At 63.3% G+C, this 21,001-nt stretch carries 18 protein-coding genes; 13 read left to right on the top strand and 5 right to left on the bottom strand.

Features of this window, described 5'->3' with window-relative positions:
- Nucleotides 1-19 precede the first annotated feature (19 nt).
- Entirely contained in the window at nucleotides 20-910 is an 891-nt protein-coding gene (locus LIX93_RS24585) for a pyridoxal-phosphate dependent enzyme (RefSeq protein ID WP_226506669.1), read from the top strand.
- Between the two features lie 15 nt (nucleotides 911-925).
- On the opposite strand, the gene LIX93_RS24580 is transcribed toward LIX93_RS24585, so the two are convergent.
- The 3 genes from LIX93_RS24580 to LIX93_RS24570 form a co-directional block, all read right to left on the bottom strand.
- Nucleotides 926-1,201 (bottom strand): BrnA antitoxin family protein, encoded by a 276-nt coding sequence (locus tag LIX93_RS24580; protein ID WP_226506668.1) that lies wholly within the window; start codon nucleotides 1,199-1,201, stop codon nucleotides 926-928.
- A 9-nt stretch (nucleotides 1,202-1,210) separates the two neighbouring features.
- Complete coding sequence (locus LIX93_RS24575) at nucleotides 1,211-1,432, bottom strand: BrnT family toxin (RefSeq protein ID WP_226506667.1); 222 nt, start codon at nucleotides 1,430-1,432, stop codon at nucleotides 1,211-1,213.
- Between the two features lie 67 nt (nucleotides 1,433-1,499).
- Nucleotides 1,500-2,432, bottom strand: coding sequence for a DUF1853 family protein (locus LIX93_RS24570; protein ID WP_226506666.1), 933 nt, complete (start codon nucleotides 2,430-2,432; stop codon nucleotides 1,500-1,502).
- A 157-nt stretch (nucleotides 2,433-2,589) separates the two neighbouring features.
- Between LIX93_RS24570 and LIX93_RS24565 the strand changes: the two genes are divergently transcribed.
- The 12 genes from LIX93_RS24565 (at nucleotide 2,590) to LIX93_RS24510 (ending at nucleotide 15,795) form a co-directional block, all read left to right on the top strand.
- A complete protein-coding gene (locus LIX93_RS24565) occupies nucleotides 2,590-3,480 on the top strand; it encodes an NAD(+) kinase (RefSeq protein ID WP_226506665.1) in 891 nt (296 codons plus the stop codon).
- Entirely contained in the window at nucleotides 3,480-4,451 is a 972-nt protein-coding gene (locus LIX93_RS24560) for a metallophosphoesterase (protein WP_226506664.1), read from the top strand. The genes LIX93_RS24565 and LIX93_RS24560 overlap by 1 nt, the downstream gene beginning before the upstream one ends.
- Complete coding sequence (locus LIX93_RS24555) at nucleotides 4,448-5,335, top strand: rhomboid family intramembrane serine protease (protein WP_226506663.1); 888 nt, start codon at nucleotides 4,448-4,450, stop codon at nucleotides 5,333-5,335. The genes LIX93_RS24560 and LIX93_RS24555 overlap by 4 nt, the downstream gene beginning before the upstream one ends.
- Nucleotides 5,332-5,592 carry a DUF1315 family protein gene (locus LIX93_RS24550; RefSeq protein ID WP_226506662.1) on the top strand — a complete coding sequence of 87 codons (261 nt, stop codon included), beginning with the start codon at nucleotides 5,332-5,334 and terminating at the stop codon, nucleotides 5,590-5,592. Before LIX93_RS24555 ends, LIX93_RS24550 begins: the two co-directional genes overlap by 4 nt.
- Before the next feature lie 11 nt (nucleotides 5,593-5,603).
- Nucleotides 5,604-6,434, top strand: a complete 831-nt coding sequence (locus LIX93_RS24545) for a DUF2797 domain-containing protein (RefSeq protein WP_226506706.1) — start codon at nucleotides 5,604-5,606, stop codon at nucleotides 6,432-6,434.
- A 13-nt stretch (nucleotides 6,435-6,447) separates the two neighbouring features.
- Complete coding sequence (pepN, locus tag LIX93_RS24540) at nucleotides 6,448-9,105, top strand: aminopeptidase N (RefSeq protein ID WP_226506661.1); 2,658 nt, start codon at nucleotides 6,448-6,450, stop codon at nucleotides 9,103-9,105.
- A gap of 241 nt (nucleotides 9,106-9,346) precedes the next feature.
- On the top strand, nucleotides 9,347-10,276 hold the full coding sequence (locus tag LIX93_RS24535; protein WP_226506705.1) for a YCF48-related protein: 930 nt from the start codon (nucleotides 9,347-9,349) through the stop codon (nucleotides 10,274-10,276).
- Entirely contained in the window at nucleotides 10,273-12,609 is a 2,337-nt protein-coding gene (locus LIX93_RS24530; protein ID WP_226506660.1) for an MMPL family transporter, read from the top strand. The genes LIX93_RS24535 and LIX93_RS24530 overlap by 4 nt, the downstream gene beginning before the upstream one ends.
- A 53-nt stretch (nucleotides 12,610-12,662) precedes the next feature.
- Nucleotides 12,663-12,941, top strand: a complete 279-nt coding sequence (locus LIX93_RS24525; protein WP_226506659.1) for a DUF5629 family protein — start codon at nucleotides 12,663-12,665, stop codon at nucleotides 12,939-12,941.
- Between the two features lie 103 nt (nucleotides 12,942-13,044).
- The gene (locus tag LIX93_RS24520; RefSeq protein ID WP_226506658.1) at nucleotides 13,045-14,166 is read left to right on the top strand and encodes a lactonase family protein; all 1,122 of its coding nucleotides are present in this window, start codon (nucleotides 13,045-13,047) and stop codon (nucleotides 14,164-14,166) included.
- Between the two features lie 141 nt (nucleotides 14,167-14,307).
- Complete coding sequence (locus LIX93_RS24515) at nucleotides 14,308-14,487, top strand: hypothetical protein (protein WP_226506657.1); 180 nt, start codon at nucleotides 14,308-14,310, stop codon at nucleotides 14,485-14,487.
- Nucleotides 14,488-14,622: 135 nt separating this feature from the next.
- Nucleotides 14,623-15,795, top strand: a complete 1,173-nt coding sequence (locus LIX93_RS24510) for a lactonase family protein (RefSeq protein WP_226506656.1) — start codon at nucleotides 14,623-14,625, stop codon at nucleotides 15,793-15,795.
- A gap of 117 nt (nucleotides 15,796-15,912) precedes the next feature.
- Here LIX93_RS24510 and LIX93_RS24505 read toward each other — a convergent pair whose 3' ends face one another.
- Both LIX93_RS24505 and LIX93_RS24500 read right to left on the bottom strand, forming a co-directional pair.
- Nucleotides 15,913-19,695, bottom strand: coding sequence for an AAA family ATPase (locus tag LIX93_RS24505; protein ID WP_226506655.1), 3,783 nt, complete (start codon nucleotides 19,693-19,695; stop codon nucleotides 15,913-15,915).
- Complete coding sequence (locus LIX93_RS24500) at nucleotides 19,692-20,927, bottom strand: exonuclease SbcCD subunit D C-terminal domain-containing protein (protein WP_226506654.1); 1,236 nt, start codon at nucleotides 20,925-20,927, stop codon at nucleotides 19,692-19,694. The genes LIX93_RS24505 and LIX93_RS24500 overlap by 4 nt, the downstream gene beginning before the upstream one ends.
- Between the last annotated feature and the right edge of the window lie 74 nt (nucleotides 20,928-21,001).

The following is a 21,001-nucleotide window of genomic DNA, read 5'->3' as shown; positions in this document are numbered from 1 at the left end:
TCAGCGATGGGTGTCAAGCATGGCTGATTTCGCCGATCTGCCCCGCGCCCCGCTGCAACGGGTCAGCCTCGACTGGGCGCGGGCGGCCGGGGTGGAACTGGCCGTGCTGCGCCTGGATCAGGTCGACCCGCTGATCAGTGGCAACAAGAGTTACAAGCTTGCGGGCTATTGGCAGCAGGCGAAAAGGATCGGCGCACGTGGCTTGATCAGCCTCGGCGGCGCCCATTCCAATCATCTGCATGCCCTTGCGGCGGCGGGGCAACGCTTTGGTTTCAGCACTGTCGGGCTGTTGCGTGGCGAGCCACACGAGACGCCAACGGTGAGCGATCTTCAGGCCTTTGGCATGCAGCTGCACTGGTTGGGCTACAGTGGTTATCGAGCGCGCCATCGGGCGGATTTCTGGTCGCCTTGGCAGGCCCATTATCCGCAACTGCTGCCGGTGCCCGAAGGCGGCGGTGGCCTGCTGGGCGCGCAAGGTTGCGAGACGCTGATCAGCCATGTCAGAGACCAACCCCTGTGGCCGGATTACCACGGCTGGTGGCTGGCGTGCGGTACCGGCACTACCCTGGCCGGACTGGTGCAGGCCGAAGCCGGCGCGCACCCGGTGTATGGCGCGTTGGCGGTACCGATGGACCATGGCGTGCCGGAGCAGGTCGCGGCACTGGCTGGGCCAAACGGCTACGAACTGTTCGATGCCAGCCGCGGTGGGTTCGGCAAGGTGGATGACGCGCTATTGGCCTTTATGGCCGATTGCGAGCAGCAGATGGGCATGCTGTTGGAACCGCTGTATACGGCCAAGGCGTTGTGGGCATTACGGGAGGCCGTGCGGGAAGGGTGGTTCGCCGCCGGCACGCGTCTGATCTACGTGCACACCGGCGGCCTGCAGGGGCGTCGGGGATTCAGTCTGTAGCCAATCCTTCGGCCGCTACAGTTCGGCAGGCGTATGGGTCTTCAACCAATCGGCCAGCGCTGCGTTGACGCGGGTCTGCCAGCCAGGGCCCGAAGCGCGGAAGGGTTGCAGAACTTCAGGGGCGAGGCGGATGGTGATGCGCTCGCGCACGCTATCCGCCTTGGGGCGACCGCGTTTCACCAGGCGCTCGCCCTGATATTGATCGGCTGCCTCGAAAAAATCGGCGGTCAGCTCCGGTGCATCGTCGGGGTCAACCCAGGCGGTGCCGGTAGAGGGCTTGTTCACGCTCATTGGCTTTCCTCATGGAAATGATGCGGCGATCTGCGCCGCGCAGGGTCCAGACCATAACCACATGCGCTCATAAAGCAGGCCGGCAGTGATGAAACGGATTTCGCCGTAGTCCTGGCGACGGTCTTCGCTGGTGAAATGCACGCCGGCAAAAACGGCCGCAGCATTGGCGAAGTCAAGGCCACGCTCGGCGAGCGTCTTGTCGCGTTTTGCATCGTCGAAGGATATTTGCATGGATTTATTGTATGTACAATAAATATCCGCCGAACAGCATTTGGCTGTGTCATTTCATTGCATGGCCTCAGAGCATCGGCCAGGCATCGGCCACCAGAAACAGCCGTTCAGCTTCAAGATAATCGCCGTCGTCACCCTCGACCATCCGCACCACCAACTGCGCTCTGGCCAGCGGTTCCAGGCCAAGGCGCCACTCATCGAAGCGTGCCCTGTTCCAGCATTCCTCCACCCCGCAACGCGCCGGCCCCAGCCAGGCTTCCCGAGCCAGCGGCTGCCAGTGTCCGGCGGGGCGGCTGGCCACAAAGGCATCCCAGCCCCGCCGGTGCAGCCAGTGGCCGCGCAGATGCTCGGGATCGGCCCCCAACGGTGCGGCGCATTGCGCCCCCCAGGGATAAAACAGATACCCCGCCAGCCACAGATGCGACTCGCACTCGCCGATCCCCAGCGCTGCCAAGGCCGCCACACTCTGTGGCCGTGCCGACATGGGCAACTGATGCTGACTCAGATGGCCGAGCTTCAAGCCCAGACGATCCTGGCACCCTGGCCCCAGCCATTCCAGCGCCTGGCGGCCATCGCCTGCAGTCGGCCCCAGATACAGCTTCACCGCCAGTTCCAGATGATGCACGCCGTCTCGGTCGCGCAGTACCATGTCCAGCTCGCCCAGAGTATGCCCGCCGTCACGAATGGGCAGATTGGCCGCCAGCAGTTCCACCCCCGGTGCGTGGGTCAGGGCAAATTGCCACAGGCGCTCGTAATAGACCCCCAGCCGCCGCGTGTTGCCATAAGTCAGCCACTGCAACAATGGCGCCGGATCGCGGTCAAGATCTTCCAGCCAGTGCTGCAATCGAGCGGCGGTCCACTCGCTGGCTGTCAGCGGATGACGTTGGCGCCAAGGCGCTACACTGAGCAGCGGAGGGGCGAGAAGCGCCCAGGCAAGGTCGCGCACCTGAGGCTGGCGCAGGTGCCGGGGCAGGGCTGTCAAGGAGGGGAACGGGTTCATGCTGCGAGCATAGCGGTTTGCGCGCTGGCTGAAAGGATTTTGTCCTGTGATTTCTTTGCGCCATAATCGGCCCCACCTACAGTGGACTGCGCTCGGTGTCGTGCCGGCGCGCGTTATCGATTTGAAGTGGCATGCCGTTCGTGCCTGCGGGAGCCCCATGGAGCAGTTTCGTAATATCGGCATTATCGGTCGCCTCGGCAGCTCGCAGGTGATCGACACTGTTCGCCGGCTGAAAAGGTTCCTGCTGGAACGCCAACTGCACGTGATCCTCGAAGACACCATCGCCGAGGCGCTGCCCGGCCATGGCCTGCAAACGTCCACGCGCAAGATGCTCGGCGAGGTCTGTGACCTGGTCATCGTGGTCGGCGGTGATGGCAGCCTGCTGGGTGCCGCGCGGGCACTGGCCAAGCACAACACCCCAGTGCTGGGGATCAATCGCGGCAGCCTGGGCTTTTTGACCGATATCCGCCCCGACGAACTCGAGATCAAGGTCGCCGAGGTGCTGGACGGCCACTATCTGGTGGAAAACCGCTTCCTGCTGCAAGCCGAAGTACGCCGTCATGGTGAGTCCACGGGGCAGGGCGACGCCCTCAACGACGTGGTGCTGCACCCTGGCAAGTCGACGCGCATGATCGAGTTCGAGATCTACATCGATGGCCAGTTCGTCTGCAGCCAGAAGGCCGACGGCCTGATCGTCGCCACGCCGACCGGCTCCACGGCCTACGCGCTGTCGGCCGGCGGACCGATCATGCACCCCAAGCTCGATGCCATCGTCATCGTGCCGATGTACCCGCATACCTTGTCTGGCCGGCCCATCGTGGTCGACGGCAACAGCGAGCTGAAAATCGTCGTGTCCAAGGACATGACCATTTATCCCCAGGTGTCCTGCGACGGCCAGAACCACTTTACCTGCGCCCCCGGTGACACCATCACTGTCAGCAAGAAATCGCAGAAATTGCGCCTGATCCATCCACTGGACCATAACTACTATGAAGTCTGCCGTACCAAGCTGGGGTGGGGCAGTCGGCTCGGTGGTGGAGGCGATTGATGCTTGATCCCGCGCGAAGTTACGATTTGATCGGCGACGTGCATGGCTGCGCCCACACCCTCGAGCATCTGCTCGATACCCTCGGTTATCGCCTGACCCAGGGCGTCTGGCGGCATCCGTCGCGCCAGGCGCTGTTCCTGGGCGACATCATCGACCGCGGCCCGCGTATCCGCGAGGCCTTGCACATCGTTCATGGCATGGTCGAGGCCGGGCAGGCGCATTGCATCATGGGCAACCATGAGTTCAATGCGCTTGGCTGGGTGACCCCGGCCGATCCGCACAGTGGCAAGACCTTCGTGCGCGAACACACCCCGCGGCACCTGCGCCTGATCGGCGAAACCCTGCGCCAGCTCGAAGACTACCCCGGCGACTGGCAGGATTTTCTCGGCTGGTTCTACACGATGCCGCTGTTCCTCGATGTCGGTCGCTTCCGTGCGGTGCATGCCTGCTGGGATGGTGGGGTGATCGAGCAACTGCGCAAGGACTACCCCGACGGCTGCATCGATCAATCCCTGATCCAGGCTTCGTCGATTCGCGACAGCTTCGCCGCCAACGCGTTCGACCGCCTGCTGCGTGGCACCGACATGCGCTTGCCCGGCGGCTTGACCCTGACCGGCGGCGACGGCCTGACGCGCTCGTTCTTCCGTACCAAGTTCTGGGAAGACGATCCACAAACCTATGGAGACATCGTGTTCCAACCCGACGCCCTGCCTGAGCAGGTGGCTCTCACCCCGTTGAGCTCCAGCGACAAGAGCGCGCTGCTGCGCTATGGCGTCGATGAGCCGCTGTTGTTCGTCGGCCATTACTGGCGCAGCGGCCAACCGACGCCGATCCGCCCCAACCTGGCGTGCCTAGACTACAGCGCCGTGCTGTACGGCAAGCTGGTGGCCTACCGGCTGGATCAGGAAACCACCCTCGACCCGCGCAAGTTCGTGTGGGTCGACGTGCAGCGGCCGGAGCTCACGCCATGAGCCCGGTCGCCGTATTACGCGTGCCGTTGGCAGACGACTTGAGCGGTTTCGTCGGCCTGCTGCGCAAGCTGCAGGTGCCCCATCGCGTCAGTGAGGAGGGTGATCAGCAAGTGCTCTGGGCCGTCAACGAAGGCATGGCCGAAGATATTCGCCAGCTGTACGGGCGATTCCCGGATGGCAATGCCGACGTCGATATTCCGCTGACCCTCGAACACAGCAGCCGCCCGGGCCTCGCTCAGCAACTACGCGGCAGCCTGATGACGGCGGCGATCTTGTTGCTGTGCGTGATCGTCGGCGCGATCAGCCTGCTGGGCGATCACCTGGAGCCGCTGCACTGGCTGACCTTCCAGGATTTCGCCTTGCGCGGCGATTACGTCTACTTCAAGCCGTTGGTCGAGAGTCTGCAGCAAGGTCAGGTGTGGCGGCTTTTCACGCCGATGCTGATCCACTTCGGCATCCTCCACCTGGCCATGAACGGGTTGTGGTACTGGGAGCTGGGGCGGCGTATCGAGCTGCGTCAGGGCCGCTGGTACTTGCTGGGCCTGACCCTGCTGTTCAGCGGCGTCTCCAATGTCATCCAGTATCTGTTCAGCGGGCCGAGCCTGTTTGGTGGTCTGTCCGGCGTGCTGTATGGCCTGCTCGGGCACATCTGGCTGTTCCAGTGGCTGGCGCCGACGCCGGCCTATCGCATGCCGCGCGGTGTGCTGGTGATGATGCTGATCTGGCTGCTGCTGTGCCTGTCCGGGCTGGTCAGCCTGCTGGGCTTCGGTGACATCGCCAATGGTGCCCACGTGGGCGGGTTGTTGGTCGGTTGTTGCAGCGGGCTCTTGGGCGGTTGGCTTGCACGCCGTAAACTAGGCACATCCTTGAGGAGCATTGAATGACTTCGTTTGCACACATGATCGAAAACATCACCCCCGAGATCTACGAGAGCCTCAAGCTGGCCGTCGAAATCGGCAAGTGGTCGGACGGCCGCAAGCTCACCACCGAGCAGAAAGAACTGTCGTTGCAGGCCGTCATTGCCTGGGAAATGAACAACCTGCCCGAAGACCAGCGCACCGGTTACATGGGCCCGCAGGAATGCAGCTCCAAGTCGGCGCCGGTCGCCAACATCCTGTTCAAGTCGGACGCTATCCATTGACCGATCTACCTTTGCAAGAGCTGGGGCGCGGTGCCGTCAACAAGATGGCCACCGAGCTGCAGGACGCCGCCGTGCAGTACCAGTTTCGCCTCGGCGAGCTGCGCATTCCAGTCAACCCGCTGATCGGCAAGACCGTGCGCCTCGAATACCTGGGCGCCATCCATTGCGTGAACTGCGGGCGCAAGACCAAGACCAGCTTCAGCCAAGGCTATTGCTACCCGTGCATGACCAAGCTGGCGTCCTGTGACGTGTGCATCATGGCTCCAGAAAAATGCCATTACGACGCAGGCACCTGCCGCGAGCCGAGCTGGGGCGAGCAATTTTGCATGACCGACCACGTGGTGTACCTGGCCAATTCGTCGGGCATCAAGGTCGGCATCACCCGCGCCAGCCAGCTACCGACTCGCTGGCTCGACCAGGGCGCCAGCCAGGCGCTGCCGATCATGCGCGTGGCGACCCGTCAGCAATCCGGGCTGGTCGAAGACCTGTTCCGTTCCCAGGTGGCCGACCGCACCAACTGGCGTGCGCTACTCAAGGGCGAGGCCCAGGCCGTGGACCTGGTCGCCGTGCGCGATCAGTTGTTCGACAGCTGCGCCGCCGGTATTCATATGCTTCAGGCGCGTTTCGGCTTGCAGGCGATCCAGCCGCTGCTGGACGTCGAGCCACTGGAAATCCGTTACCCGGTCAGCGAGTACCCGACCAAAGTCGTCAGCTTCAACCTGGACAAGACCCCGATCGTCGAAGGCACCCTGATGGGCATCAAGGGCCAATACCTGATCTTCGACACCGGCGTGATCAATATTCGCAAATACACGGCGTATCAACTCGCCGTGCACCAGTAAAAGGATGCAGGCCATGCGTACCGAACAGCCGAAAATGATCTACCTCAAGGATTATCAGGCGCCTGAGTACCTGATCGACGAGACGCACCTGACCTTCGAGCTGCATGACGACCACACCCAGGTCCATGCGCAGCTGGTCATGCGCCGCAACCCGGCACGCGGCGCGGGCCTGCCACCGCTGGTGCTCGACGGACAGTTGCTCGAGCTGCTGAGCGTCAAGCTCGACGACGCCGAGCTGACCGCCAGCGACTACACCCAGAGCCCAGACAGCCTGACCTTGCAGCCTGGGGCCGAGCGCTTCACGGTCGACACCAGTGTGCGAATCCACCCTGAGACCAACACCGCGCTCGAAGGCCTGTACAAGTCCAGCGGCATGTTCTGCACCCAGTGCGAGGCAGAAGGTTTTCGCAAGATCACCTATTACCTCGACCGCCCGGACGTGATGAGCAAGTTCACCACCACCCTGAGCGCCGACAAGAACGCCTATCCGGTGTTGCTCTCCAACGGCAACCCGATCGCCAGCGGCCCGGACGAAGACGGCCGCCACTGGGCGACCTGGGAAGACCCGTTCATGAAGCCCGCGTACCTGTTCGCGCTGGTCGCCGGTGACCTGTGGTGCGTCGAAGACACCTTCAAGACCCAGTCCGAGCGCGACGTGACCCTGCGCATCTATGTCGAACCAGAGAACATCGACAAGTGCCAGCACGCCATGACCAGCCTGAAAAAATCGATGCGCTGGGACGAACAAGCCTACGGCCGCGAGTACGACCTGGACATCTTCATGATCGTCGCGGTCAACGACTTCAACATGGGCGCGATGGAGAACAAGGGCCTCAACATCTTCAACTCCAGCGCCGTGCTGGCCCGCGCCGAAACCGCCACCGATGCCGCGCACCAGCGGGTCGAGGCCATCGTCGCCCACGAATACTTCCATAACTGGTCGGGCAACCGCGTGACCTGCCGCGACTGGTTCCAGCTGTCGCTCAAGGAAGGCTTCACGGTCTATCGCGATTCGGGCTTTTCTGCCGACATGAACTCGGCCACGGTCAAGCGCATTCAGGACGTCGCCTATCTGCGCACCCACCAGTTCGCCGAAGACGCCGGCCCCATGGCGCATGCCGTGCGCCCGGACAGCTTTATCGAAATCTCCAACTTCTACACCCTGACCGTCTACGAGAAGGGTTCCGAAGTCGTCGGCATGATCCACACCTTGTTGGGCGCCGAGGGCTTTCGCAAGGGCAGTGACCTGTACTTCGATCGCCACGACGGCCAGGCCGTGACCTGCGATGATTTCATCAAGGCCATGGAAGATGCCAACGGCGTCGACCTGACCCAGTTCAAGCGCTGGTACAGCCAGGCCGGCACGCCGCGTCTGGCCGTCAGCGAGCGCTATGACGCCGACGCCCAGACCTACAGCCTGACCTTGCGGCAGAGCTGCCCGGCGACTCCGGACAAGGTTGAAAAACTGCCGTTCGTGATTCCAGTGGCCCTCGGCCTGCTGGACGCCAGCGGCGCCGAAATCGCCCTGCAACTGAGCGGCGAAGCGCAGGCGGCGGGCACCACTCGCGTGCTGTCGGTGACCGAGGCCGAGCAGACCTTCACCTTCGTCGGCATCAAGGCCAAGCCGTTGCCGTCCCTGCTGCGCGGCTTCAGTGCGCCGGTCAAGCTCAGCTTCCCCTACGACCGCGACCAGTTGATGTTTCTCATGCAGCACGACAGCGACGGCTTCAACCGTTGGGACGCCGGCCAGCAATTGTCGGTGCAGGTGCTGCAGGACCTGATCGGCCAGTACCAGAGCGGTGCACCGCTGGTGCTCGATCCGCGCCTGATTACCGCCCTGGGCACTGTGCTCGACAACGAAGAGCTGGACGCGGCCATGGTCGCCGAAATGCTCTCGTTGCCGGGTGAGGCCTACCTTGCCGAGATCAGTGAAGTGGCGGACGTCGATGCCATTCATGCCGCTCGCGAGTTCGCCCGCCTGCAACTGGCCGAGCAGCTGCATGACAAACTGTGGCGCCGTTATCAGGCCAACCGCGAGGTGTCCAAGGCCACCCCGTACGTGGCCGAAGCCGAGCACTTCTCGCGCCGCGCATTGCAGAACATCGCCCTGTCGTACCTGATGCTGACCACCCAGCCGCAGGTGCTGGCGGCCGCCCTGGAGCAGTTCGATGCCGCCGATAACATGACCGAGCGCCTCACCGCGCTGGCCGTGCTGGTCAATTCGCCGTATAGCGCGGAGAAGGCCAAGGCGCTGGAAAGTTTCGCCGAGCACTTCAAGGACAATCCGCTGGTCATGGATCAGTGGTTCAGCGTGCAGGCGGCGAGCACCTTGCCGGGTGGTTTGGCGCGAGTGCAGGCACTGATGGAGCACCCGGCGTTCAACTTCAAGAACCCCAACAAGGTGCGCGCGGTGATTGGTGCCTTTGCCGGGCAGAACCTGATCAACTTCCATGCAGCGGATGGTTCGGGTTATCGCTTCCTGGCGGATATCGTCATTCGCCTGAACGCCCTCAACCCGCAGATCGCTTCGCGGCAACTGGCGCCGCTGACGCGCTGGAGGAAGTACGACAGCAAGCGCCAGGCGCTGATGAAGGCCGAGCTGGAGCGGATTCTGGTGTCCGGCGAGTTGTCGAGCGATGTGTATGAAGTGGTGAGCAAGAGCCTGGCTTGACCCTGTAGTGAGGGGGCGAGCCTCCTCTGCACAGTGATCGCGCACACCGTGATTTTTTGTAGCACCCGCCAGCCTTATTGGCGCCGAATGCGCATCCTGCTCCCACAGATGTACGACTCCAATCCAGTCGACTCTGTGGGAGCAAGGGTGCGCGTTCGGCGGCGAAGAGGCCGGTCCTGCATCAATAATCCATAGACCTCCCTGTTCGCCAGGACCGCATGTGATCAAGACCATCCTGCGCATTGGGTCGCTACTGGCGGCCCTTGCTCCATCTTGGGTCCACGCGTCCCAGGCCCCCTTGCTGCAACTCGATGTCGCCCACGCCGGCAACCGCCTCGTCAGTGTCGGCGACCGCGGCAGTGTGCTTTATTCCGATGACCAAGGCCGCCGGTGGCAACCCTCACCGGCAGTCCCCAGCCAGCAATTGCTGACTGCGCTGTACTTCGTCGATGCCGACCACGGCTGGGCGGTCGGACATGACGCGCAGATCCTCGCCACCCAGGACGGCGGCGTCCATTGGACCCTGCAGTTCGAAGACCGCAACCGCCAGGCGCCGCTGCTGGATGTCTGGTTCCAGGATCGCGAGCACGGCTTTGCCGTCGGTGCCTACGGCGCGTTGCTGGGTACCGAGGATGGCGGTGCCCATTGGCAAGACCACAGCGACACCCTCGACAACCCCGAACAACTGCACCTCAACGCCATCGCCGCTGCCAAAGGCGGCGCGCTGTTCATTGTCGGTGAAGCCGGCAGTCTGTTCCGCTCCACCGATCAAGGCCGCGTCTGGCAGCGCTTGCCCCTTGACTACCAAGGCTCGCTGTTCGGTGTACTGGCGACGACCCAAGTCAACACACTGCTGATCTACGGTCTGCGCGGTCACGTCTATCGGTCTACCGATAATGGCGACCATTGGCAGGTCGTCATGCTACCTGGCGACCAGCCATCATTGAGCGGCGGCAGCCTGCAGGCGGATGGCTCGCTGGTGCTGGTGGGCGATGCCGGCAGCGTGCTGCGCAGCACCGACGACGGCCGCACGTTCAGCCTGATGCAGCGCCCGGATCGCCTGGCGCTGTCCGGCGTCACCGGCACGGCCGACGGTGCGCTGATACTGGTCGGGCAGGACGGCGTCTTGCGGGCATCGGCCACCGGCGCCGTGGACGCGGTGCAACCGTGAGCGCCGCTGCGGGCGATAATGGCAGCTGGCTGGAGCGCCTGATCTTCAGCCGCCGGCCCTGGGTCATCGCCCTGTGCGCGCTGATCAGCGTGTTGCTGTTCTGGCAGGCGGCGCAGATTCGTCCCGGCACCGGCTTCGAAAAAATGATACCCCAGCAGCATCCGTTCATTCAGAACATGCTGGCCCACCGCAGTGACCTCGGCGAGCTGGGCAACAGCGTGCGTATCTCCGTGGCTGCGGAGCAGGGCGATATCTTCGATCCCGCCTACCTGGAGACCCTGCGCCAGCTCAACGACGAACTGTTCTACCTGCCCGGCGTCGACCGCACCGGCCTGAAATCGTTGTGGAGCCCCAGCGTGCGCTGGAACGAGGTCACTGAAGAAGGCTTTGCCGGCGGCCAGGTGATCCCCCAGGACTACGACGGCTCGCCCACCAGTCTCGACCAACTGCGCATCAACGTGCTGCGGTCCGGTCAGGTCGGGCGGCTGGTAGCCAACGATTTTCGTTCGAGTATCGTCGAGGTGCCGCTGCTCGAATCCTACCCCGATCCACAGCAGCCAGGGCGCCTGCTCTCGCTTGATTACCAGGCGTTCTCGCACCAGCTTGAAACCCGCATTCGCGCGCATTTCGAGACGCAGAACCCGCGCATCAAGGTGTATATCGTCGGCTTCGCCAAGAAGGTCGGCGACCTGATCGATGGCCTGTCGGTGGTCGCGATGTTCTTCGCCATAGCACTGTTCATCACCTTGTTGCTGCTCTACGGCTTCACCCGCTGCCTACGCAGCACTCTGGCGGTCCTGGCGACCACGCTGGTTGCGGTGGGCTGGCAACTGGGGCTGATGCACCTGGCCGGCTTTGCCCTCGACCCGTATTCGATGCTGGTGCCGTTTCTGATCTTCGCCATCGGCATTTCCCACGGCGTGCAAAAGATCAACGGCATCGCCCTGCATTTTAGCGACGCCGCCGATCCACTCACCGCCGCGCGGCGCACCTTTCGCCAGCTGTTCGTGCCGGGCATGGTGGCGATCCTGGCCGACGCCGTAGGCTTCATCACCCTGCTGGTGATCGACATCGGCGTGATCCGCGAACTGGCCATCGGCGCCGCGATCGGCGTCGCGGTGATCGTGTTCACCAACCTGATCCTGTTGCCGGTGGCGATTTCCTACACCGGCATCAGCCGCCGCGCCGTGCAGCGCAGTCGCCTGGATGTCGGGCGCGAACAGCCGTTCTGGCGCTGGCTGGCTCGGTGCGCGAGCCCCCGCGTCGCGCCATGGTCTTTGTGCGTGGCGTTGCTGTTGCTGATCGGCGGCCTCTGGTACGGCCAGCGCCTGCAAGTCGGCGATCTCGACCCTGGTGCGCCGGAACTGCGTGCCGACTCGCGCTACAACCGCGACAACCAGTTCATCCTCGATCACTACGCCACCCGCTCCGACGTGCTGGTGGTGATGGTCAAGACCGCGCCGGAACACTGCGCCAGCTACGCCACGCTCACCGCCATCGACGACCTGATGTGGACCCTCGGCCAAGTGCCCGGCGTGCAGTCGACCCTGTCGCTGGCGACCGTTGCCAAACAGGCGATCAAGGGCATGAACGAGGGCAGCCTCAAGTGGCAGACCCTGTCGCGCAACCCCCAGGTGCTCAATAGTGCCGTGGCCCGCGCCGACGGCCTCTACAACGGCGACTGCTCGCTGGCGCCGGTACTGGTGTTTCTCGACGACCACAAAGCGCAGACCCTCGCACAAGTGGTCGACAGCGTCGATATTTTTGCCTCCCAGCATGACCGCCCCGACCTGAAATTCCTGCTGGCCGCCGGCAACGCCGGGATCGAGGCCGCTACCAACGAAGTGATCGGCTCGTCCGAGAACCTGGTGTTGGGGCTGGTCTACCTGTGCGTCGCACTGATGTGTCTGGCGATGTTCCGCTCGCTGGCAGCCACGCTGTGCATCGTTGTCCCGCTGGTGCTGACGTCCATTCTCGGCAACGCGCTGATGGCGTTCATGGGCATCGGCATCAAGGTCGCGACCTTGCCCGTGGTCGCGCTGGGAGTGGGTATTGGCGTGGATTACGGGATCTATATCTACAGCCGCTTGAAGCATTTTCTCGAGGCGGGATTGCCGTTGCAGGAAGCCTATTACCAGACCCTGAAATCGACGGGCAGGGCGGTGCTGTTCACCGGTTTATGCCTGGCGACGGGGGTGGCGACCTGGATGTTTTCGGCGATCAAGTTTCAGGCGGATATGGGGTTGATGCTGGTGTTCATGTTGCTGTGGAACATGGTGGGGGCGTTGTGGTTGTTGCCGGCGTTGGTGCGGTATTGGATCGTCCGTCGATAGCAGGTGCCAGTGGGTTACAATTGCGCACTTTCAAACCGACCAGACGCACCCCCATGACCGACACCCTCACCACCGCGCTGCAATCCACCGACATGCTCCTCATCGACAACCTCCACGCCTTCGACTTCAGCCTCGACGCCAGCGGGTTGCGCGTTGAATGCATGGACGGCAGGGATCTCAAGCGCTGGACGTTCACGCCAGCACAAATCGCCGCCGCGGCCATGAATATTGATTTACAAGCATGGTGTATCAGTGACGACAAGGGCGCGCATCAGCTAGTCTGCGTGCAGGCCTTCAGCGGCCAAGATGAAGAACACGCCGAGCAAGAATAATGCAGTGTCTTGGAGTTCCGGCCTGATCCTCACCCAACATGGATGACTATCAGGAAATGCATACATGCTACAAATTCTGGGACCTTTAGTGGTGGCTTCAAGCATGCTGATAATGGCAACCAATGCGTCTGCACAAAGTTATGAACTGCTGGTCGGGACTTACACCCAAGGCACCAGCAAAGGCATCTACCGCTATCGCTTCGACAGTACTCGCGGTGAAATCAGCGCCAAACCCGAGCAGTTGGTGGTGGTCGCCAACCCTTCATGGCTGACCCTGTCGGCCGACCAGCGACACCTCTATGCGGTCAACGAGAATGGACCTGGGCAGGCCGACACTGTCGGCAAGGTCACCAGCTTCTCGATCAACCCGCAGACCCACGTCATCGATCAACTCAATGAAGTCGAAACCCAGGGCGACGAGCCCACCCATGCCAGCCTGAGCAAGGATGGGAGCTTGCTGTTCGTGGCCAACTATGCGGTGCACCCCGAGCCTGGAGGCAGCGCGGTGGCGATGGGTGTCGCGCCAGACGGCAGCCTGTTGCCTGTGGTGCAGCAGGAGCGGCATCCCGCCAGCCATGTCGATGCCGAACGCCAGGCCGGCTCCCACGTGCACAGCGTGGTCTCTGCGCCGAACGGGCGTTATGTGTATGTCAGCGATCTGGGTGCGGACAAGGTGTTCATCTATCGCCTCGACGCGGGCAACAAGCAATGGCCGCTGGGGCCTGCCACGCCCAGCGTGGTCGAGTTGCCGCCGGGTAGCGGGCCACGCCATCTGGTATTCGACGCAAAGACCAAGTACGCCTACCTGACGCTGGAAATGACCGCCCAGGTGGCCAAGTTCGACTACCGTTCCGGCGGCCTGGACCTGGGCAAGATCACTGACCTGGACCGCCAGGGCGGGCCGAAGGGCGCAGCGGGCGCGCTGCATCTGTCTGCCGATGGGCGCTTCCTGTACGTCAGCAACCGCGGTGCGGTCAATGAATTGGTGGTGTTTGCGGTGAATCCCGAGACCGGCGATTTGCGCGAGATCCAGCGGCGCAGCGTCGATGGCGATCACCCGCGCGAATTCGGCATCGATCCGAGCGGGCAGTTCGTGCTGATCGCCAATCAGAAGAGCAACGCCATCGTGGTGGTGCAGCGCGATGTGAAGACCGGTCTGCTGGGCATGACCGTGCAAACGTTTGCCATTGATTCGCCGTCCGACGTGAAGTTTCTCACCCAGTAACCCGTGGCGCCGAGAGCGATTATCAATGGCAGTGATAATCGCTACTTCTGCAATGAATTTTCGTAGATGAGCCCTCGGGCGTACTTTGAATTCACGGCCTCAACGGCATGACTTCAAACCGAATCCCCGAGGGTACTCATCATGAACTTCAATCTTTTCTCGATCATCGCCGCTTCTGCCGTTTCCGTATCGGTGGCGCTGCCAGCCCATGCCAACGGTCAAACCAGCAGCAAACCCAGCACCACCCAGACATACACCCAGAAGTACCTGCAACAAAGCGCCAACTTCTACGCCGCGCTGGATCACAAGGTTTCGCATTGATTGATTCACGGGCAGAGAAAGTCTTATGTCTTTCCAAGGCTGTAACCGGTTTCGGTGATGCGTCATACTGACGCACCCTGTTACAAAATTAACTCTACACTGGGTTTCGGTTACAACTGCCTTGGGAATACAACAATGAAAAAGATCTTCATGCCTCTGCTGCTCGCCAGTGCCTTGGGCCTGGCAGCCACTGCTGCTGGTGCTGCCAGCCAACCTGCTCAATACGATGTGCTGATCGGCACCTATACCGGAGCGACCAGCAAGGGCATCTATCGGTATCGCTTCGACACGGCCACCGGCCAGCTCGGCGCCCAGCCGCTGCAAGTGGTCGACAGCGAAAATCCTTCCTGGCTCACCCTCAACCATGAACAGACCCGCGTTTATGTGGTCAACGAGAACGGTCCGGGGGCCAAGGACAATCTGGGCAAGGTCAGTACCTTTACGCTGGACCCGCGCACCCATGATCTGAAATTCAGTGGTCAGGTGCTGAGCCGTGGCGATGAGCCGACGTTTTCCAGCCTGGCCAAGGGCGATCAGCATCTGTTTGTCGCCAACTATGCGGTGCACCCCGATCCGGGCGGCAGCCTGGCGGTGTTGCCGATCGATCGCAAAGGCGATCTGACGGAGGTGGCGCAGCAAGAGCGGCACCCTGCCTCCAAGGTCAACCCCGAGCGCCAGGCCAGCAGCCATGTGCATTCGGTGGTGTCGTCGCCAGATGGACGCTTCGTATATGTGCAGGATCTGGGCGCCGACAAGATCTTTGTCTACCACTACAACGCCAGCAAGACCAGCCAGCCGCTGACCGCCGCCAACCCGGCCTCGGTGGACCTGCCGCCAGGCAGTGGGCCGCGGCACCTGCTGTTCAGCGCCGATGGCAAGCACGCCTACCTGACCCTGGAAATGGCCGGGCAGGTGGCGGTGTTCGATGTGAATCAGGGCAATTTGGTGCGCAAGCAGCTGGTTGATCTGGCGGCCGGGCAGGATCCCCAGCACAAGGCCGGTGCGGCGCTGCATTTCTCTGCCGATGGCAAGCTGCTGTACGTCACCAACCGCGGCAAGACCAACGAGATACTGGTCTTTGCCATTGATGGCAAAACTGCTGAATTGAAAGAGCTGCAGCGCCGTTCGGTGGAAGGTATCGAGCCGCGGGAATTCAGTATCGATCCGTCCGGCCAGTACGTGCTGATCGCCAATCAGAAGAGCAACCAGATCGTGGTGGTCAAGCGTGATCCGGCCACAGGTTTGCTGGGCGCGACGGTGCAGACCTTCGCGATCGATTCGCCTTCGGATATCAAGTTCTTGCGCTGAGGCTTGAAACCCGAGCTTGCTCCTGCAATGGCGTTGGCTGAAATGACGTCTTCGCGGGCAAGCCTTTCCCACAGTCCATTGTGGGAGCAAGGCTTGCCCGCGAAAGCGTTTTCGGGCTTAGCCGACTTCCACTGTGCTGAGCCCATTCCCCTGCCGTATCACCCTGATCTGCACCGGAATGCGTTCGTGCATTTCCTGCACGTGGGAAATCACCCCGACCTTGCGGCCTTGGGCCTGCAGGCCATCGAGGGCGTCCATGGCCAGTTGCAGCGACTCGGGGTCGAGGCTGCCGAAGCCCTCGTCGATAAACAGCGATTCGATCTTCAGCGTGCTCGACGCCATCGACGCCAGTCCCAATGCCAGGGCCAGCGAGACCAGGAAGGTTTCACCCCCCGACAGCGAATGCACCGAGCGCAGTTCGTCGCCCATCTCGGTGTCCATCACCAACAGCCCGAGCATGCTCCCGCCGCGTTTGAGGCGGTAGCGGCGCACCAGTTGGCGCAGTTGCACGTTGGCATGGTGGACCAGCAGATCGAGGTTGTAGGCCTGGGCGATCTTGCGGAAGGTGTCGCCGCTGGCTGAACCGATCAGCGCACTGATACGGCCCCAGCGCTGGTATTCGGCATAGGCCAGGGCGATGCGCTGCGCGAGAGCCTGGTTGGCGTCGCGTCGGCGTTGATCGTCGACCTGGCGGGCGCGCAGCTCGGCGCTGTGCTGTTCGCTGCTGTGCACGGCGGATTGCAACTGCGCGAGGGCCTGCTCGAGCTGTTCGCCGAATGCCTGAATCTCTGTGGGACTGGGCTCTGGCCAGCAAGGTGTCGGGATGGACACGGCGGGGCTTGGAGGGATGTCAAGGATGGCTCCTTCGCCCGTTTCCACAGCCGTTGAGCCAGTCGGGGCTGGGGCAGCTTCCGCTGCCACGGCGGGGCTATGCGCTGCGGCGTGGGCCTGCAGCCGTTGCTCGCGCTCGGCGACCAGCACCTGGGCCTGTTCGATGGCCTTGTCGCTGGCCTGCAGGCGTTGCCGAAGCGCCTGCAACTGCGCGTCATCGACACTCAACAGCCGAGCCACGCCATCGTCGTCGAGCTCGGCATGGCGCGCGCGCCACTGTTCGATGTCGCCGGCCAGGGTCTGGCTTTCTTCAGTCATTGCCTGCAGGCGTTCGTCGCTGCCCTTGAGTTCGGTGGCCAGTTGCAGCAACTGCCGGTCGATCTCCTGCACCCGCTGTTCGCTTTCGGTCTGGGCGGTGCGGGCTTGTTCGACCGCTTGCTGTTGATGCTGTTGCCAGTGTTCGGCGCTGGGGTGTTCGGCCAGCAGTTGCAGCAGCTGTTCGCGCACGGTCTGCAACTGAGCCGTCTGCTCGCCAAGGCGGGTTTGTAGCGCTTGCAGTTGCTGCGCGGCATTTTGCTGATGCAGTTGTTGGCGGTCGATCAGTTGCTGGCGTTCGAGCTGCTCGTTGTGTTCGTCACGATGTTGCTCCGCGCCGGCCAGGCGCTCGGCCACTTGCCGATCGAGCTGCATGAAGGTGGTGGCGGCATCCACGACCAGCCCTTCCATCCAGCTGGGCGGCAACACGGCGGCGAATGCCTGACGGTCTTCATCAAGGCGCCGCTGGTCGTTGTTCAGCTGGCTTTGCTGCTCGGCCAGTTGCTGGCTGGCGGTTTCGCTGGCCTGGGTGGCGGCGCGCAGTTCCTGCTGCAGGCGCGCGGCATCCTGTTGCAGGGTCAGCAGGGCGTTCTGGCGCACTTCGTCCTGGCGGATCTGCTGGTCGAGATGGCTCAGTTGCTGGTTCAGCCAGGCATCGCGCTGGGGCGCGTCGCGATCCAGCAATGCGCTGCCCAACGTGTGGGCTTCGAGGGTCGGCAGCAGCGCGCTGCGTTCCTGATGCAGGCGTTCCTGTTGTTGCAGCAAATCCTTCTGGCGGGCGATCACGCTGCCGACGCGCTCGCGCAGTTCCACGACCTTTTCTTTCAGGGCATCCACCGTCTGTTGTGCGCTGGCGCCTTCCTGCTCGTCGTGTACGGCCATGTCCTGCAGCAGAGCCTCGGGTTGATGCCAAGGGTGCTCGGTACTGCCACACACCGGGCAGGGTTCGTCGCTCTGCAATTGCTCGCGCAGGGTTTCGACGCTGGCGCTGCGGGCCAGGCGCTGGCGCTCGAGCAAGGCGCGGGTGACGCTCAGGGCCTGCTCGGCCACTTGCAAGGCGTCGCGGGTCTGCAAGCCTTCGCCGGTGAGTTGCTCGCGTTGCTGCTGGGCGGTGGCTTGATCTTCCTGCAAGGCGGCGGCGCGGCGGTCGAGTTCCTGCAGGCTGGCCCACAGGCGCGACAGTTCTTCGAAGGCGCGGTGTTGCTTGCGGTTGTCTTGCAGCAGGCTGGCGAGTATCTGCACCTGCTCGGCGACGGCGTCAGGCTCGGTATCGGCCTCGCGGTACAGCACCTCGAGGGTATTGCGCTGGGCCGCCAAGGTCTCGCCGGTACGCTGGGCGCGCGCTTGCAATTGGGCCAGTTCGGTGCTGCCCTGGGCGATGCGGTTGTGCACCAGCAAGTAGGCCTGCAACCGATCGCGCCAGGCGCTCCAGGCGTCGGCCAGCGGTGCCAGTTCGGCGGATTTTTCCAGCTCGCCCTGCAGCCGCTCCAGGGTGGTGACGCTCAGTTGCTGACGGGCGAGCAGATCGTCGAGGCTTTTTTGCCCGGCCTCGCTCTGTTGGTGGTGAGTCGCGACCTGAGCTTGCAGGGCGTCGGCCTCTTGTTGCATGCGGGCCAGATCGCGCTCTGCCTCGAACGCCTGGCGCAGGCGCGGTGCCGAATCGCTTTGTTGCGCCTGGGCCGCACTCAAGGCCTGGCGCGCTTGCTCACCGGCACTTTGCAGTTGGGCTTGTTCGCTGCTCAGCCGGCGTTGGCGTTCGCGCATCTGTTGCAGCTGTTCGGCCAGGGGCGTCAACTGCGCCTGCAACACCTGGCGGCGGGCGAACAGATGGCGCTGCGGGCCCAGTTGCTCCAGCAAGCCAAGGTCGAGCCGTTCGCCGGCGAGCGCCTGCCATTGGCCTTGGGCGTGCTGCTGTTGGGTGACGGCCTCGTTGACCTGGGTGTGCAGGCGCAGAAATTCGGCCAGCCACTGGCGTTGCTGGTCGAGCTGCTTGAGTTGACCGCGCTGCGCTTCGAGTTGCTGCTGGGCTTCACTGAACTGCTGATCGAGCAGGCTGCGCTCGTCTTCGCTGAGCGGTTGCACGCCGACGGCTTCGGATTCGAGCTGGCGGTGCGCGTCCTGGGCTTCGCGTGCCTTGACGAAAGCGCGGCGCCCGAGCTGGCTGTAGATGGCGGTGTTGGTGAGCTTTTCGAGCAGCTCGCTGCGGTCCTTGTCGTCGGCCTTGAGGAAGGCGCTGAACTCGCTTTGGGCGAGCATCACGGCGCGGGTGAACTGCTCGAAATTGAGCCCCAGGCGCGCCTCGATCAGCAGCTCGTACTCGCGCTTCTGGCTGGTCAGCACTTGCTCGGCGTCGATGTCGTAGAGGCTCTGTTTGCTGTTCTGCAACTTGCCGTTGGCCTTGTCGCGGGCGCGGTTGGTTTCCCAGCGGGCGCGGTAGCGACGGCCATCGATGCCGACGAAATCCACCTCGGCAAAGCCGCTGCCGCTGCCACGGCGCAGCAAGGTGCGCGGGTCGTCGGAGCCGATGTCGCTGTCGACGTCTGGCACCTTGGTCTCGCGCTTGAGGTTGCCCAGGCGCGGCACGCTCCCGAACAACGCCAGGCAGAGAGCGTCGAGCAGAGTGCTTTTGCCGGCGCCGGTGGGGCCAGTGATGGCGAACAGGCCGGTGCTGGCCAAGGGTTCGGCGGTGAAGTCGACTTCGATCGGGCCAGCCAGGGAGGCGAGGTTTTTCAGGCGGATGGCGAGGATCTTCATGCTTCGCTCTCCAGTTGCACGTCCTGCAACAGCAGGGCGAAATCGCTCAGGGCCTGGTCATCGGCGGCGCTGCCGTAGCTGTCCTGCCAGGCGCGGCTGAACAGTTCTACCGGGCTCAGCTGGCCGAGCTCGATCAGCGGGCCGTCGTCATCCTCCTGGCGGCCGCGGCCGGCGTATTCGGCGGCGATGCGCACCAGGCGCACGGCTTTGTTCTGCAGGGCGGTTTCGATCTGGTGGCGCAGGTCCGGTTGCGGTTCGTCGAGGATCACCCGCGCTTCGAGCCACGGCTGGCGCTCGGGGTCGGCGAGCAGGTCGAGATCGGGTAACTCGCTCAAACGCTTAATCAGCTCGGCCAAAGGTAAGGGACCGACGCGCATCAGGGCCACCGCGCGGGGAATGGGCAGCGCTTCGACGCTTACCAATTGCTCGCCCTGGCATTCGATCTGCAGGATCTGGTGCTTGTAGGCGATCTCGGAGAATGACAATGGGATCGGCGAGCCGCTGTAGCGGATCCGCGATTCACCGTTGACCTGCTGGGGCTTGTGCAAGTGGCCGAGGGCGACGTAGGCGATGCTAGCGTCGAACAGGCTGGCAGGCAGGGCTTCGGCGTTACCGATGATCAGGCTGCGCTCGGATTCCAGCGACACGCTGCCGCCGGCCATGTGCGCGTGGCTGATGGCAATCAGCGCCTGGTCGGGCTCGCGGCGAGCATTGGCGGCTTTGATCAGGGATTCGTGAACATGGGCAATGCCCTTCAGGTAGTCGTCGCCCAAATGCAGGCCGGTGACTTCCGCCGGGCGCAGGAACGGCAGGGCCAGGCACCAGGCGGCGACCTTGCCGCTGGCATCGGGCAGCGGCAACAGCAGACGCTCGGCGTCGAGCTGACCGTCGTCCAGCCACAGCACGCGGCCCAAGGCGTGAGTGCGCAAGCGGCGCATCAGCGGGGCGGGCAGCTCGATGCGCGAGCCGGAATCGTGGTTGCCGGCGATCATTACCATGGTCAGCTGCGGTTGCTGCTCGTGGGCGGCGACGATGAAGTCGTAGAGCCGCTCCTGGGCTCTGACCGGCGGGTTGACGGTGTCGAAGATATCGCCGGCAATCAGCAGTACGTCGGGCTGGCGGTGCTTGAGCTGGCCAAGCAGCCAATCGAGAAAGCAGCCGTGTTCGAAGTCGCGGTCCTGGCCGTGGAGGCTTTGACCCAGGTGCCAGTCGGAGGTGTGGAACAGTCGCATGGGAATCCTGTCGGGGTTCCTCTGTGTGGCGGTGATGCCTTCGCGGGTAGAGCCCGCTCCCACAGGAGAAGAAT

Origin of the sequence: Pseudomonas sp. MWU16-30317, assembly GCF_020515695.1 — a bacterium.
Lineage (GTDB): Bacteria > Pseudomonadota > Gammaproteobacteria > Pseudomonadales > Pseudomonadaceae > Aquipseudomonas.
The sequence above is the reverse complement of the archived record's forward strand: the minus strand, read 5'-3'. Positions and strand labels throughout refer to the sequence as shown.